Here is a 15,334-nt window from a genome sequence, read left to right as displayed (position 1 = left end):
GGCACGCCGCGACGCGCCGCGTGCCGCGCCCGGTCACCCGTCCCGCCGAGATGGCAACTCTCGGCTGTCTCGTGCCCCCCGTAGACAGCCGAGAGTTGCCATCTCGGCGAGGGGGGCGACGCTGGGAGGCGGGGCGGGGCGGGGCGGGGCGGGGCGGGGCGAGGCTGAGCGCGGCGGCGGCACGGCGCGGACGGAAGGGGCGGGGCGGTGGAGTGGTTCGGCGGGGAGGGGTACACGATCGCCCGCGCGGTCGCGCAGCGCGGGGTCGCCGCCGTCTACGTGCTCGCGTTCGTGAACGTGCTCCGCCAGTTCCGCCCGCTGCTCGGCGAGCGCGGCCTGCTCCCCGTCCCCGCGTTCACCGAGCGGGTGCCGTTCCGTGCCGCGCCGAGCCTGTTCGCCTGGCGGTACTCCGACCGGCTGCTGGTCGCCGCGGGCTGGGTCGGTCTCCTCGTGGCCACGGCGCTGGTCGCCGGGCTGCCGCAGCAGGGCCCGCCGTGGCTGCCGCTGCTCGCGTTCGGGGTGCTGTGGGTGCTCTACCTGTCGGTGGTCAACGTGGGGCAGACGTTCTACGGGTTCGGGTGGGAGTCGCTGCTGCTGGAGGCCGGGTTCCTGGTCGCATTCCTCGGCTCGGCCGCGGTGGCCCCGCCGTGGACCGTCCTGGCGCTGCTCTGGTGGCTGGTGTTCCGGCTGGAGCTCGGCGCGGGCCTGATCAAGTGGCGGGGCGACCCCGCGTGGCGCGACCTGACGGCGCTGTACTACCACCACGAGACCCAGCCGATGCCGGGCCCCGCGAGCCGGCTGTTCCACCTGCTCCCTCGCCCGCTGCATCGCGTCGAGGTCGCGGCGAACCACGTCGCGCAGCTGGTGGTGCCGTTCGGGCTGCTGGTCCCGGGCCCGGTGGCGGGCACGGCCGCCGCGGTGATGATCGTGACGCAGCTCTGGCTGGTGCTGTCCGGCAACTTCGCCTGGCTGAACTGGCTGACCATCGTGCTGGCGGCCTCGGCGGTCGACGACCGGTCCTGGGCCGCGGTCCTCGGGCTGGTCGGCGTCGATGTCCGCACCGGCGCGCCGCGGGCCGACCCGCCACCCTGGTTCGTCGCCGTCGTGCTCGCCGTCACCGCGCTGTGCGTCGTCCTGTCGTTCTGGCCGGCGCGCAACCTGGTGTCGCGGAACCAGCGGATGAACGCGTCGTTCAATCCGTTCCACCTCGTCAACGCCTACGGCGCGTTCGGCACGATCACGCGCCGGCGCACCGAGGTGGTGGTGGAGGGCACCCGGGACGAGGACCCCGAGGCCGCGACCTGGCTCGAGTACGGGTTCCGCGGCAAGCCCGGCGACGTCCGGCGGCTGCCCCGGCAGTACGCGCCGTACCACCTGCGCCTCGACTGGCTGATGTGGTTCCTGGCGCTCGGGTCGGCGGCGCAGCTGCGCTGGTTCGTGCCGTTCCTCGCGAAGCTGCTGGAGGCCGACCGGCCCACGCTGCGGCTGCTGGCGCACGACCCGTTCGGCGGCGAGCGCCCGCGGTGGGTGCGGGCGCGGCTGTACGGGTACCGGTTCGCCACCCCGGCGGAGCACCGGGCCACCGGCGACCGGTGGGTGCGCGCCGACAAGGGCCTGCTGGTCGACGCGGTGAGCCTGGAGCTGCTGACCCGGCGCCGCTGACCCGACGTCGCTGACCCGGCGCCGCTCCGCCGCCGACGACCCGGCCCCGGCACCACCCCGGCCCGCAACCGCGCAGCGCCCGGCGCCTCACCCCCGCCGCGGCGCCAGGTCCTCCTGCAGCACCAGCGCCGCGGCCCCGACCGCCGCCGCGTCCGCGACGTGCGCCGCGAGCGCCACGCGCACCCCGTGCCGGTCCGCGGCGTGCAGCTCGGCCCGCAGCCGGCGCTCGACCACCTGCGCGTACAGCGACCCCGCCGTGCTGAACGCCGGTCCGGCCAGCACCACCGAGTCGACGTCCAGCAGGTTCGCGGCGGTCACGGCGGCGTCCGCCAGGTACTCCGCGGAGTCCTCGACGAGCTCGAGCGCGAGCGGGTCGCCCTGGACGGCGGCGGTGGCCAGAGCCCCGAAGTCGGTGATCGGGTCGCCGTCCGCGCTGAGCCGCGCTGTGGTCGTGCGGCCCGCGGCCACCGCCTCCCGGGCCCGCCGGGCGACGGCGTGCGGCGCGGCGAGCTCCTCGAGCGTCGGCCCGGCGTCGTGCCCGGTGCGGTGCAGGTGCATCCGGCCCAGCGGCCCCGGGTTCCCGCTGGCGCCGCGGTGCACGGTGCCGCCGACGACCACGCCCGCGCCGATGCCCGCGCCCATGTAGAGCGTGCAGTGCGCGACCGACCCGGCGGTGCGGCCGGCCCAGTACTCGCCGACGGCCGCGGCGGTCGCATCGTTGTCCAGCACCACCGGCAGCCCGACGGCCTCCGCGAGGTCAGCCCGTACCGGGAAGCCCTGCCACCGGTGCAGCGAGCGGGAGACCGTGATGGCGCCCGCGTCGAGGTCCAGGGTGCCCGGGACGGCGAGGCCCACGCCGGCGACCCGGTCCCGCCCGATGCCGGAGGCCCGGAGCAGCACGTCGATCTCCCCGGCGATGCCGATGACGACCGCCTCGGGGTCCTCGTCGCGCGCGCCGCGCACCCGGGTCCGGGCCACGACGGCGCCGCGCGCGTCGATGAGCACGACCACCAGCCAGTCCGCGCCGAGCTGTACGCCCACCGCGCACCGGGCCAGCGGGTCGAGCGTGAGCATCACCCGCGGCTTGCCGCCGGTCCACTCGCGCGCGCCGCTCTCCCGGAGCAGCCCCTGGTCGAGCAGCGCGCGCACCGCGTGCGAGATCGCCGCCTGGGTCAGCCCGGTCAGCTCCGCGAGCTCGACCCGGCTGATCGGCCCGCGGGTGCGGACCAGGTCGAGCACCCGGGAGCGGGTGGTCGACGGCGCGCGGCCGCCCCGCCGCCCGGCGCCCTGCCCGACCTCGACGCCGTCCATGCTGCTCAGCATGGCACGGCGGGACACTGCCGCCGCGCGCGGCGTGCGATGCTGCCCGCATGACGACGCCGACGCCGCCCGACCGGCGGCCGGGCAGCGGCGTCCGCGTGGGGCTGGCGCTGCTGCCGGCCGACGACGACGGCGCGCTGGAGCCCTTCTACACGGACCTGCTGGCGGGCATGGAGGAGGAGCTCGACGCGCACGGCGCGAGCGTGTTCGTGCACGTCGTGCCGGACCTCGACGCCGAGCTGGTGGCCTACCGCCGCTGGGCCCGGGACGGGCTCGTCGACGCCGTGGTGATCTCCGACCTGGTGGCCGACGACCCCCGCGAGCAGGTCTGCCGGGACCTCGGGCTGCCGTCCGTGCTGCTCGGCGGCGAGCCGGGCGACGGCCGGTGGGTCGTCGACTACGACAACGACGACGCGATGCGCACCGCGGTCGCGTTCCTGGCGGACCTCGGCCACCGCCGGGTGGGCTGGGTGTCGGGCCCGGAGCGGTACCGGCACACCCGGGTGCGCGCCGGGGCGTTCCACGAGGCCGCGGCCGCCGCCGGGATCGCGGTGGTGCACCGGGAGGGCGACTACGGCGCGGCCAGCGGCGCCCTGCGCACCGCCGAGCTGCTCGCGCTGCCCGAGCCGCCGACCGCGATCGTGTACGACAACGACCTGATGCCGCTGGCCGGCCTGCGCGAGGCGGCGCGGCTCGGGGTGAGAGTCCCGCAGGACCTGTCGGTGCTGGCGTGGGACGACTCGGCGAACGTGCGCATCTCGCACCCGCCGCTGTCCGTGGTGAGCCGCGACGTGCACGAGCTCGGCGCGCTCACCGCCGAGGTGCTGCTGCGGGCCGTGGCGGGCGGGCCGCCGGCGACCACCCGCACCCCGGGGGTGCGGGTGGTCGCGCGCGGCTCGACGGCGCCGCCGCCCAGCGGCGTGCCGGTCCCGCCGGGCGGCTGAGCGGGGGCGGTGCGCGACCCCGGTCCCCGCCCCGCGCGTCGCGCCGTCGCCTCAGACCGCCGTGGCGTGCAGCACCAGCGCCTGCGCCGGCCACAGCGCGGGGATCTGCAGCCCGACCTCGCCGAGCACCCGGCCCGGCAGCGTCACCTCGCCCGCGGCCAGCCAGGGCGGCGTGATCCAGCCCCACCGCGCGGCGCCCACCTCGTCGCGCACCCGCACCCGGTACCGCACGTCGGGGCGCAGCCCGTGCAGCCGGACCGGCTCCGGCCGGGCGTCCTCCAGCGCGGCGACGGTCGCGACGGTCCACACCCCCGCCGAGCCGTCGGGCGCCACCGCGCCCACCACCCGGAGCGCCGGGTCCCGCACGTCCGCGTGCACCGCGGTCCCGGTGTGGATCAGCGGCCGCAGCTCTCGGTACAGCCCCGCGAACCGGGTGAGCACCTCGACCTCCTCGTCCGAGCACGACAGCACGTCCCACTCGAAGCCGGCGGAGCCCATCAGGCTCGTCGCCAGCCGGTACGACAGGTCGAGCGTCCGGCCGGAGCTGTGCGAGGTCGGCGGCCCGACGTGCGCGCCGACGAGCTCCGGCGGCAGCAGCAGCCCGGTCCACCGCTGGATGTCCTGCCGCTCGACGGCGTCGTTCGAGTCCGACGCCCACACCCGGTCGGCGACCTCCAGCACGCCGAGGTCGCTGCGCGCGCCGCCCGAGGAGCAGGACTCGATCTCCAGGCCCGGGTGCCGCGCCTTCAGCTCCGCCATCAGCCCCAGCACCGCCCTGGTCTGCGCGTCGACGCCGGGCCGGCCGTCGTGCCGGGCGTCGACCAGGTCGCGGTTGTGGTCCCACTTGATGAAGTCGATCCCGAGCTCCGCCACCAGGGCCGAGACCTGGCCCAGGACGTGCGCCCGCGCCTCCGGCCGGGCGAGGTCCAGCACGTACTGCGTGCGGTACGACAGCCCCGCGGGGTCCGGGACCCGGTCGGGGGCGTGCAGCAGCCAGTCCGGGTGCGCCCGCGCCAGGTCGGAGTCGAGGCTGACCATCTCGGGCTCGAACCAGAGGCCGAACTGCATGCCGAGGGCGTGCACCCGCTCCGCGAGCGGCCCGAGCCCGTCCGGCCACACGGCCCGGTCGACCACCCAGTCGCCGAGCCCGCGGGTGTCGTCGCGGCGCGCGAGGAACCAGCCGTCGTCCAGCACGAACCGCTCGACGCCGATCCGCGCCGCCCGCTCCGCGAGCCGGAGCACGGTCGCCGGGTCGTGGTCGAAGTAGACCGCCTCCCAGGTGTTGAGCACGAGGGGCCGGGGGGTGCAGGGGTGCTGCGGGCGGGAGCGCAGGTACCGGTGGAACCGCGCGGACACGCCGTCGAGGCCCGCGCCGGACCACGCGAACCACGCCGTCGGCGCCGCGAACGCCTCCCCCGGCGCCACCACGACCTCCCCGGCCCGCAGCAGCTCGCCGGCGCCGAGCAGCGTCGGCTGGTCGGGCAGCCGGTCGGTGCGGTACGTGGCGTCAGCGGGCCACGCGAGGTGCACTGCCCAGACCTCGCCGTCCCGGTCGCGCGGCGCCGCGGCGGACAGGGCCAGCAGCCACGGGTGGTCGTGGCCCGGGCGGCCGCGCCGCGTCTGCCGCGCCAGCGAGCCGCGCGGCAGCGGGCCGGTCGCCGGCACCTTCTCCCGGGTCCACCGGCCGGCGAACGTGGTGACCACGTCCGCGCGGGTGGGCACCGGCAGCGCCGCCTCCAGCGCCTGCACCTCCACCGGGCCGGGCGCGTCGGGCGCCACCTCCAGCCGGTGGTCGATCCCGAGCAACCCGCCGGGCTCCAGGTGCAGCCGCGAGCGCAGCACCAGCCCGGCGGCGGCGTCGCGCGCGATCACCTCGACCGCGTGGCCGTCCTCGTCCGCGACCGGCGGCTCGGGCCGCCACCGCGGGGTGAGCGGCACGCCGTCGCGTACGAGCTGCAGCCCCGGGCGACCCGGCCAGCCGTCGGTGTCCTGCGGCAGCAGCGACGGGTGCCCGGCGGCGTCGAGCGTGCCCGGGGGCGTCTGCCGGTCCGCGGCGGCCCGCAGCCCGGGAAGGTCCGCCGGGGCAAGCGGCCCGAGGTCGGCGCCCCAGTGCTGCACCTGGGGCAGGCCGTCGCGGGGGTGGGCGAGGACGACGGCGACGCCGTCGCGGCGCAGCAGGGTCCAGGACGCCGGGTCGGTCGCGGGGGTGGGGGTCGGGTCGGTCACGGGCTCTCCTTCGAGTCGGACGGTCGGGTCGGACGGGGGTCTACACGGGGACGGCGGAGACGGCGGACGCGGCGGACGCACGGGACGCGGCGGACGCTCCGGCCGCGGCGGGAGCACCGTGCGCGGCAGGAGCACCGTGCGCAGCCGACACCCCCGACGCCGCAGCGACCCCCGGCCGCCCGAGCGGCGACCGCAGCACCACCAGCGCCCCGCCGACGGCCGCGGACACCCGCACGTCGCGGGAGAGCCGCACCCGCACCGGCCGCAGCAGCCGCGCGAGCGCCCCGGCGTCGACGACCGCCTGCACCCCCGCGACGTACAGCGGCCCGGCGACGCCGAACGCGGGTCCGGCGAGCACGACGGTGTCGAGGTCGAACAGGTTCATCAGCGTCACGGCCGCGGTGCCGAGGTGCCGGGCGGAGGCCGCGAGCAGCGCCGCGCACGCCGCGTCGCCCGCGACCGCGGCCCGCGCCACCCGCTGGAAGTCGGCGAGCACCGCGTCTCCCCCGCCGGTCAGCCCGAGCCGGTCCGCGAGCGCACGGTCCCGCAGCGCGGCCGCCACCACCGCGCCCGGCCCCGCCAGCACCTCCACGCACCCGGCGTTGCCGCACGCGCACGCCGGCCCCGCGGGGTCGACCGGCACGTGCCCGATCTCGACCGGGTTGGCGGTGCCGCCGCGGTACACCTCCGAGCCGGCGATCACGCCGCCGCCCACGCCGGTCGCCATGTAGAGCACGCCGAAGGTGTCGACGTCGAGCGCGCCGACCCACTGCTCGCCCACGGCGGCGGCGGTCGCGTCGTTCTCCAGCAGCACCGGCAGCCCGAGCAGCCGGGAGAGCGTCCCGGTGAGCGGGTAGTCCCGCCACTCCGGCGTCGGCTGCCCGGTGAGCACGGCGCCGGCCGCGCGGTCCTGGGGCCCGTGGGTGACCAGCCCGACGCCGAGCACCCGGTCGCGCGGGATCCCCGCCCCCGCGAGCAGCAGGTCGATGTGCCGGGCGAGCACGGGCAGGGTGTCGTCGGGCGCCCCCCGGCCCACGCCGCGGACGCCGGTGGACGCGACCCGCCGCCCCGCGAAGTCGGTGACGACGACGCTGCTCGCGCACCGGTCGAGCTGCACGCCGACCGCGAACCACGCCCCGGCGTCCAGCTCCAGCAGCCGCCGGGGCGAGCCGACGCCGCCGGTGACCCGGCCGACCTCGTGCACCAGGCCCTCGCCCATGAGGTCGCGCACGACGTGCGTGATGGTCGCCGCGGTGAGCCCGGACCGGTCGGCGAGCTCGACCCTGCTGACCGTGCCGTGCGTGCGGATCAGGTCGAGGACGAGCGCCCCGGTCGCGGCACGAGGTGCTCGCATGTCCCGACCATATCTTGACATGCTTAATTTAAGCACGTAACGATATGCCTGCGTTTCCCCGGGCCGCGACGACGCGGCCACGACCAGACCGTCGGCCGCGACGGGTGGAAAGGACCAGCGATGTTCCTCAGGTCAGCACGCACGCACCGGCGCCGCGCCCGCCGCGTCGTCCCGCTCGTCGCCGGCGCCGCGACGCTCGCCCTCCTCGCCGCGTGCAGCGGCGGCGACGGCGGCGGCTCCGGCAGCACCGGCGCCTCGGGCGACGGCAGCACGCTCGTCGCCTACACCGGCCAGTCCGGCGACTACCAGGTCAACTTCAACCCGTTCTCCCCGTCCCGGATCGGCGGGCTCGGCGCGATCTACGAGCAGCTGTTCTTCATCAACAAGGCCGCCGAGTCCGACCCGGTGCCGCTGCTCGGCACCGAGTACACCTGGAACGACGACGGCACCGAGCTGCAGGTCACGCTCCGCGACGACGTCACCTGGAGCGACGGCGAGCCGTTCACCGCCGACGACGTGGTGTTCACCTACGACCTGCTCGCGAGCACCCCGGCCATCAACAACGTCGGCTACGCGGGCACCGCGAGCGCGACCGACGACACCCACGTCACCTTCACGTTCGAGGCGCCCGCGTTCGTGCAGGGCCCGGACGTCCTGTCCGGGGTGCCGATCGTCCCCGAGCACCTGTGGGCCGACGTCGACCCGACCGCCGACGTGGTCGAGGACCCGGTCGGCACCGGCGCGTACGTGCTCGGCGACTTCAAGCCGCAGGCCTTCACCTACACCGCGAACCCCGACTACTGGGGCGGCGAGCCGGCCGTGAAGACCATCCGGTTCCTGTCCCTGTCCGGCAACACCGCGGGCGCCGACGGCATCGCGAACGGGACCATCGACTGGCAGACCGGCCCGGTGCCGGACATCCAGAACGTCGCCGAGAACTTCCCCGGCTACGACACGCTGACCGCCGCGCAGAACCAGATGGTGCTCGCGACCTGCTCCAGCGTCGAGCTCGGCTGCTCCGGCCCCCAGACCGACCCGGCCGTCCGGCACGCGCTGTACCTCGCGATGGACCGCACGCAGCTCAACCAGCTCGCGTTCGAGGAGACGGCGTCCGAGATCTCGCCGACGTTCGCGCTCACCTCCACGCAGCAGGCCACCATCTCGGCCGACGTCGAGGAGCCGGTCGCCCCCGAGAAGGCCGACCCCGAGGGCGCCGCCGCGGTGCTCGAGGCCGCCGGCTGGGCCAAGGGCTCCGACGGCATCTACGCCAAGGACGGCGAGCGGCTCACCGTGACGGTCGAGGTCGTCACCGGCTGGACCGACTACATCACCGCCGTGCAGACCATCGCGCAGCAGGCCAAGGCCGCCGGCATCGACGTGCAGACCGCGCAGTCGTCGTGGAACGAGTGGACCGAGCGCCGCACCCAGGGCAACTTCCAGCTCGCGATCGACTCGCTCTGGCAGGGCCCGGCGCCCGACCCGTACTACCTGTACACGTACTTCTTCTCCTCGGCGACGGGCGCCCCGGTCGGCGAGGCGGCGGGCAACAACTACTCCCGGTACGCGAACCCGGACGTGGACGCCGCGCTCGAGTCCCTCAAGACCATGCCGCTGGACGACGCCGACGCACGGCAGCCGTACTTCGACACCATCCAGGCCGCGGTCGTCGAGGACATGCCGTACATCCCGATCCTCACCGGCGGCACCACGAGCGAGTGGAACGTCGGCGGGTTCACCGGCTGGCCCACCGAGGACGACATGTACGCCTTCCCGGCGGTGTGGTCCGCGTTCGACGCCGCGGAGATCTTCAAGCGCCTGGAGCCGGCGGCCGGCTGAGGCGACCCGGGCCGGGCGGCCCGCGCCACCCGCGCAGCCGCCCGGCCCGGTCCCGCCCCGGTCTCCCCCGCCGTCGGAAGGGTCGCGACGTGAACTACGTCCTGCGCAAGCTCGGCTTCTACGCGGTCGCCCTGTGGGCCGCCGTCACCCTGAACTTCCTCATCCCCCGCCTGCTCCCGGGCAACCCGGTCGACATCCTGCTGGCCAAGCTGCAGCAGCGCGGCGGGACGGTCACCCCCGAGACCCGGGAGGCGTACTCCGCCCTGCTGGGCGGCGACACCACCGACTCCCTGCTGCAGCAGTACGGCACCTACCTGTCGAACCTGCTGCACGGCGACCTCGGCGTCTCGGTCACCTACTTCCCCACCCCGGTCAGCGAGGTCATCGGCACGTCGATGCCGTGGACCGTCGTCCTGGTCGGCATCGCCACGGTGCTCGCCGCGACCATCGGCGTGCTGCTCGGCGCGTTCGTCGGCTGGCGTCCCGGCACCTGGCTGGACTCGGCGGTGCCGCTCACGACGCTGCTCGCCGCGGTGCCGTACTTCTGGCTCGCGCTGGTGCTGGTGTACCTGCTGTCCCGGGTGCTCGGCTGGTTCCCGTCCCAGGGCGGCTACGACGTCGTGCTCGACCCCGGCTGGTCGCCGGAGTTCATCGGCTCGGCGATCGAGTACGGATTCGTGCCCGCGCTGACCATCGTGGTCGCGTCGATCGGCGGCTGGCTGCTCGGGATGCGCAACATGATGGTGTCGACGCTGTCCGAGGACTACGTGCTGACCGCCCGCGCCAAGGGCCTGCCGCACGGGCAGGTGATGCGGAACTACGCCGCCCGCAACGCCGTGCTGCCGTCCGTCGCGGGCTTCGCGATCTCGCTCGGCTTCGTCGTCTCCGGGTCCGTGGTCACCGAGCAGGTGTTCTCCTACCCCGGCATCGGGTCCCGGCTGCTCGCCGCGGTCACCAACAACGACTACGCGCTCATGCAGGGCGTGTTCCTGTTCATCACCCTGGCCGTGCTCGGCGCGAACCTCGTCGTCGACCTGCTGTACGGCCTCATCGACCCGCGCACCCGCGCGAAGGGCTGAGGGGAGCCGGCGATGACCAACATCGGACCGGACGTGCAGGTGGCCGTCGAGGGGCCCGGCGGCCCCGTCGAGACCACCGCGCCGACCGACGCGCCCGAGCCCCGCCCGACGGGGACCCGCGCCCGCCCCGCGTGGCGGATGCTGCTGCCGACCATGACCCCGTGGCTCGCCACCGGGCTCGTGCTGATCGCCGGGGTGGTGCTGCTCGGCGTGGTCGGGCCGTACCTGGTCGGCGACCCCGACGCGATCAGCGACGTCGGCCTGGCCCCGCCGTCGGCGGAGCACTGGCTCGGCACCACCCAGACCGGCCAGGACGTGCTCGCCCAGCTGGCGCACGCGACCCGCGGCTCGCTGCAGATCGGCCTCATGGTCGGCGTGCTCGCCACGCTGCTCTCGGCGTTCTTCGGGATCTACGGCGCCTACCTCGGCGGCGCGGCGGACGAGGGGTTCTCCCTGCTGTCGAACGTGTTCCTGGTGATCCCGGGCCTGCCGCTGGTCATCGTGATCTCGGGCTTCGTGCCCCGGGAGAGCCGCGGGCTGTGGACGATCGCGGTGGTGCTCGCCCTGACGTCGTGGGCGGCCTCGGCCCGGGTGCTGCGCGCCCAGACCCTGTCGGTGCGGTCCCGCGACTACGTGGCCGCGTCCCGGCTGTCGGGCGAGAAGCCGTGGCGGGTCATCGGCGTGGAGATCCTGCCGAACCTGCTGCCGGTGCTCGCGTCGCAGTTCGTGTACGCGGTGATCGCGGCGATCCTCGGCGAGGCCGGCCTGTCGTTCCTCGGCCTCGGCGCCTCGAACGCCTCGACCCTCGGCACGATGCTGTTCTACGCGCAGAACGGCTTCGCGCTCCCGCTCGGCGCCTGGTGGTGGTTCGTCCCGCCCGGCCTCGTCATCGCGCTGTTCGGCATGGGGCTGTCCCTGGTCAACTTCTCGATCGACGAGATCATCAACCCCCGCCTGAAGAACGCCCGCACCGCCCGCCGTCGCGCGAAGGCGGCCGCCCGCGTCGCCAGGAAGGCCGCCTGATGACCACGCTCACCGACCAGGTCCCGCACGCCGCGGTGCCCGCGCGCCGCCCCGTGCTCACCGTCACCGACCTCACCGTCGTCTACGACGTCGAGGAGCCCGTCACCGCCGTGAAGGGCGCGAGCCTGCAGCTCGGCCGCGGCGAGATCCTCGGCCTGGCCGGCGAGTCCGGCTGCGGCAAGACGACGCTCGCGTACGCGATCAACCGGCTGCACCAGCCGCCGGCCCGGATCGCGTCCGGCTCGGTCGTGTTCCACGACCGGGACGGCGGCGACGTCGACCTGCTCGGGCTGGACGACGAGCCGCTACGCCGGTTCCGCTGGTCGCAGCTGTCGATGGTGTTCCAGGGCGCGATGAACTCGCTCAACCCGGTCCGGACGATCGGCGCCCAGCTCGACGACACGCTGCGCGCGCACGCCCGGCTGTCCCGGGCGCAGCGCCGGGAGCGGTCGGCCGAGGTGCTGACCCGGGTCGGCGTCGACCCCGGGCGGCTGCGGTCCTACCCGCACGAGCTGTCCGGCGGCATGCGGCAGCGCGTGATGATCGCGATGGCCATGCTGCTCGAGCCGCAGATCATGATCATGGACGAGCCGACCACCGCCCTCGACGTCGTGGTGCAGCGGGAGATCCTCCGCGAGATCGTCCGGCTCCGGGACGAGCTCGACTTCGCGGTCGTGTTCATCACGCACGACCTGCCGCTGCTGCTGGAGATCAGCGACCGGATCGCGGTGATGCTGGCCGGCGAGATCGTCGAGCTGGAGACCGCCGCCCAGCTGCACCGCTCCCCCGCCCACCCCTACACCCGCCGGCTGCTCGGGTCGTTCCCGAGCCTGTCCGGCGACCGCGGCGCGTTCATCCGCGAGGGCGTCGACCCCGAGGAGGCCTCGGCATGACCAGCGTGCACGTCACCAACCTGACCAAGGACTACGCCCTGCGCTCCGGCCTGCGCCGCAGCACCCTGCGGGCCGTCGACCGGGTGTCGTTCGACCTGGTGCCCCGGCGCACCGTCGCCCTGGTGGGCGAGTCGGGCTCCGGGAAGTCGACGATCGCCAAGCTGCTCACCCGGATGGAGAAGCCGTCCGCCGGGCGGATCGACGTGCAGCTGGACGACCGGACGCCCGTGATGGGCTCGGTGTACCAGCGGCACGTGCAGATGGTGTTCCAGGACCCGTTCGCCTCGCTGAACCCGTTCCACTCGGTCGAGCACCACGTCGCCCGGCCGCTGCGGATCCACCGCCGCACCCACGACGCGGCGTCCACCCACGCCCGGGTGCTGGAGATGCTGGAGCGGGTCAACCTGCACCCCGCGGAGGACATGGCCGCGCGCCGCCCGCACGAGCTGTCCGGCGGGCAGCGGCAGCGCGTCGCGATCGCCCGGGCGCTCGCCCCGGGCGCGCAGGTGCTGATCGCCGACGAGCCGGTGTCGATGCTCGACGTGTCGATCCGGCTCGGGGTGCTCAACCTGCTCGGCCGGCTGCAGCGCGAGGACAACCTCGCCGTCCTCTACATCACGCACGACCTGGCGACCGCGCGGCACTTCTCCGACGAGATCCTGGTGCTCTACCGCGGCCGGGTGGTGGAGCGCGGGCCGGCGGACGCCGTGATCCTGGACCCGCACCACGACTACACGAAGCTGCTCGCGATGGCGGCGCCGGACCCGGACCGGGTCGGCAGCGTCGGGCGCGAGGGCGACACCGCCGTGGCGCGCGACGCGATCGACAACTCCGTCTGCTACGACCACACGCTGGGCGCCTGGGTGCCGATCGACGAGGCGGAGGCGGCCGCCGCGCACGCCGCGGGCGGGGTGCGGGCCGGTGCCTGAGTTCGTCAGCGCGGTCGTCCCGCCGCCGCCCGCCGCCGCTCCGCCCCCGGTGCACCTGGTCGACGGCCTCGCCTACGGCGGCGACTACAACCCCGAGCAGTGGCCCCGCGAGGTCTGGGACGAGGACGTCACCCTGATGCGCGAGGCCGGGGTCAACCTGGTCACCCTCGGGGTGTTCTCCTGGGGCCTGGTCGAGACCGCCGACGGCGCGTTCGACTGGACCTGGTTCGACGAGGTGGTCGAGCTGCTGCACGCCCACGGCATCGCGATCGACCTGGCCACGCCGACCGCCGCGCCGCCGTCCTGGCTGCACACCGCCCACCCCGAGGTGCTGCCGTACGACGCCGACCTCTACCAGCAGCCGCCCGGCGGCCGGCTGGCGTGGTGCCCGAGCAGCGCGGTGTTCCGGCGGTACGCGCTGCGGTACGTCGAGGCGCTGGCGGAGCGGTACGGCCGGCACCCCGCCGTGCGGCTGTGGCACGTGAGCAACGAGCTCGGCGGCGGCAACGCGCGCTGCTACTGCGACGTGTCGGCCGCGGCGTTCCGGGACTGGCTGCGGGCGCGGTACGGGTCCCTCGACGCGGTGAACGCGGCGTGGGGCACGGCGCAGTGGGGGCACCGGTTCGGCGCGTGGGACGAGATCCTGCCGCCGCGCGGCAAGCACGGGGCCCCGAACCCCGGGCTGTACCTCGACTACGAGCGGTACTCCTCGGACGCGCTGCTCGCGCACTACCTCGCCGAGAAGGAGGTGCTCGAGCGGCACTCCGACGCGCCCGTGACCACGAACATGATGGTCGGGCCCGGCGCGCAGGTCGTCGACTACGCGTCCTGGGCCCCGCACACCGCCGTCGTGGCGAACGACCACTACACGCTGGTCGACGACCCGGACCGGGAGCAGGACCTCGCGTTCGCCGGCGACCGGATGCGCGGCATGTCGGCGGGTCGTCGGCCGTGGCTGCTCATGGAGCACTCGACCGGCGCGCCCTCCTGGCAGCAGCGCAACCGCGCGAAGGACCCCGGCGAGATCGCCCGGAACGCCCTGGGCCACGTCGCCCGCGGCTCCGACGGCGCGCTGTTCTTCCAGTGGCGCGCCTCGACCGCCGGGGCCGAGCAGTTCCACTCCGCGATGGTGCCGCACTCCGGGACCCGGTCCCGGATCTGGCGCGAGGTCGTCGCCCTGGGGCGCGACCTGCGGGCCCTCGCGGAGGTGCAGGGCTCGGTGGTCGAGCCCGCGCGGGCCGCCATGGTCGTCGACGACCCGGCCGGCTGGGCGCTGCAGCACGGGCTGACGCCGCACCGGGCGCTGCGGTACGGGCGCGAGCTGCGCACCTGGCACCGCGCCCTGTGGGAGCGGCAGGTGCTGTGCGACGTGGTGCCGCCCGGGACCGACCTGGCCGGCTACGACCTGGTGCTGGTGCCGACGCTGCAGGTGCTGTCCGACGCGGAGGCGGACCGGCTGCGCGCCGTGCCGGAGCGCGGCGGGACGCTGCTGGTCACCTACCTGTCCGGGGTCTGCGAGCCGACCGGCCGGGTCCGGCCCGGGCTGGGCGCCCTGCAGGACGTGCTCGGCGCGTGGACCGACGAGTTCTACCCGCTGCAGGCGGGCGAGCGCGTCCGGCTGGACGACGGCGCGGAGGTCGCGGACTGGTCCGAGCGGGTCGAGCTCGACGGCGCCGAGGCGGTCGTCCGGTACGCGACGTCGTCGCTGGCGGGCGGGCCGGTCGTGACCCGGCGGTCCCTCCCCGGCGGCGGGACCGCCTGGTACGTCGGGGCGGCGCTGCCCCGCGAGGCCGTCGACCGGGTCGCCGCGCGGCTCGTCGAGGAGGCCGGGCTGCCCAGCACCGCCGAGGCCGACCCCGGCGTCGAGGCAGTCCGCCGCGTCGGCGCCGGGTCCTCCTACCTGTTCCTGCTCAACCACGCCGACGCGGACCGCAAGGCCACCGCGTCCGGCACCGACCTGCTCACCGGCGCGGAGGTCGGGCCCGTCACCACGGTGCCGGCGGGCGGCGTGCGCGTCGTCCGCGAGCGCCGCTGATCCTGCGACACCCCTGCGCCACCCTGAGCCACC

The 15,334-nt window shown here is 75.5% G+C and carries 11 protein-coding genes; 8 read left to right on the top strand and 3 right to left on the bottom strand.

What is annotated here, in order from left to right:
* The first annotated feature begins 207 nt into the window (after nt 1–207).
* Entirely contained in the window at nt 208–1,662 is a 1,455-nt protein-coding gene (locus J5O08_RS10655; RefSeq protein ID WP_218706820.1) for a lipase maturation factor family protein, read from the top strand.
* An 87-nt stretch (nt 1,663–1,749) separates the two neighbouring features.
* On the opposite strand, the gene J5O08_RS10650 is transcribed toward J5O08_RS10655, so the two are convergent.
* Nucleotides 1,750–2,973, bottom strand: a complete 1,224-nt coding sequence (locus tag J5O08_RS10650; RefSeq protein ID WP_218706819.1) for an ROK family transcriptional regulator — start codon at nt 2,971–2,973, stop codon at nt 1,750–1,752.
* Between the two features lie 59 nt (nt 2,974–3,032).
* On the opposite strand from J5O08_RS10650, the gene J5O08_RS10645 reads away from it, so the two are divergent.
* On the top strand, nt 3,033–3,926 hold the full coding sequence (locus J5O08_RS10645; protein ID WP_218706818.1) for a LacI family DNA-binding transcriptional regulator: 894 nt from the start codon (nt 3,033–3,035) through the stop codon (nt 3,924–3,926).
* A gap of 51 nt (nt 3,927–3,977) precedes the next feature.
* Here J5O08_RS10645 and J5O08_RS10640 read toward each other — a convergent pair whose 3' ends face one another.
* Both J5O08_RS10640 and J5O08_RS10635 read right to left on the bottom strand, forming a co-directional pair.
* Nucleotides 3,978–6,152: an alpha-galactosidase gene (locus tag J5O08_RS10640; protein ID WP_218706817.1), complete on the bottom strand. Its 2,175-nt coding sequence runs from the start codon at nt 6,150–6,152 to the stop codon at nt 3,978–3,980.
* A gap of 40 nt (nt 6,153–6,192) precedes the next feature.
* Nucleotides 6,193–7,506 (bottom strand): ROK family transcriptional regulator, encoded by a 1,314-nt coding sequence (locus J5O08_RS10635; RefSeq protein ID WP_218706816.1) that lies wholly within the window; start codon nt 7,504–7,506, stop codon nt 6,193–6,195.
* Between the two features lie 120 nt (nt 7,507–7,626).
* Between J5O08_RS10635 and J5O08_RS10630 the strand changes: the two genes are divergently transcribed.
* From J5O08_RS10630 to J5O08_RS10605, 6 genes are all read left to right on the top strand, one after another.
* On the top strand, nt 7,627–9,342 hold the full coding sequence (locus J5O08_RS10630; RefSeq protein WP_218706815.1) for an ABC transporter substrate-binding protein: 1,716 nt from the start codon (nt 7,627–7,629) through the stop codon (nt 9,340–9,342).
* Between the two features lie 89 nt (nt 9,343–9,431).
* The gene (locus tag J5O08_RS10625) at nt 9,432–10,421 is read left to right on the top strand and encodes an ABC transporter permease (protein ID WP_147794172.1); all 990 of its coding nucleotides are present in this window, start codon (nt 9,432–9,434) and stop codon (nt 10,419–10,421) included.
* A gap of 12 nt (nt 10,422–10,433) precedes the next feature.
* On the top strand, nt 10,434–11,444 hold the full coding sequence (locus J5O08_RS10620; RefSeq protein ID WP_254630944.1) for an ABC transporter permease: 1,011 nt from the start codon (nt 10,434–10,436) through the stop codon (nt 11,442–11,444).
* Nucleotides 11,444–12,337, top strand: a complete 894-nt coding sequence (locus J5O08_RS10615; RefSeq protein ID WP_218706814.1) for an ABC transporter ATP-binding protein — start codon at nt 11,444–11,446, stop codon at nt 12,335–12,337. Before J5O08_RS10620 ends, J5O08_RS10615 begins: the two co-directional genes overlap by 1 nt.
* Nucleotides 12,334–13,266, top strand: coding sequence for an ABC transporter ATP-binding protein (locus J5O08_RS10610; protein WP_218706813.1), 933 nt, complete (start codon nt 12,334–12,336; stop codon nt 13,264–13,266). Before J5O08_RS10615 ends, J5O08_RS10610 begins: the two co-directional genes overlap by 4 nt.
* Nucleotides 13,259–15,301, top strand: a complete 2,043-nt coding sequence (locus J5O08_RS10605; RefSeq protein ID WP_308281543.1) for a beta-galactosidase — start codon at nt 13,259–13,261, stop codon at nt 15,299–15,301. The genes J5O08_RS10610 and J5O08_RS10605 overlap by 8 nt, the downstream gene beginning before the upstream one ends.
* Nucleotides 15,302–15,334: the final 33 nt, after the last annotated feature.

The sequence above is a fragment of the Cellulomonas sp. PS-H5 genome (genome assembly GCF_019265565.1).
Classification (GTDB): Bacteria; Actinomycetota; Actinomycetes; order Actinomycetales; family Cellulomonadaceae; genus Cellulomonas.
Note: the sequence above shows the minus strand (reverse complement) of the source record. Positions and strands in the feature narration are given on the sequence as shown.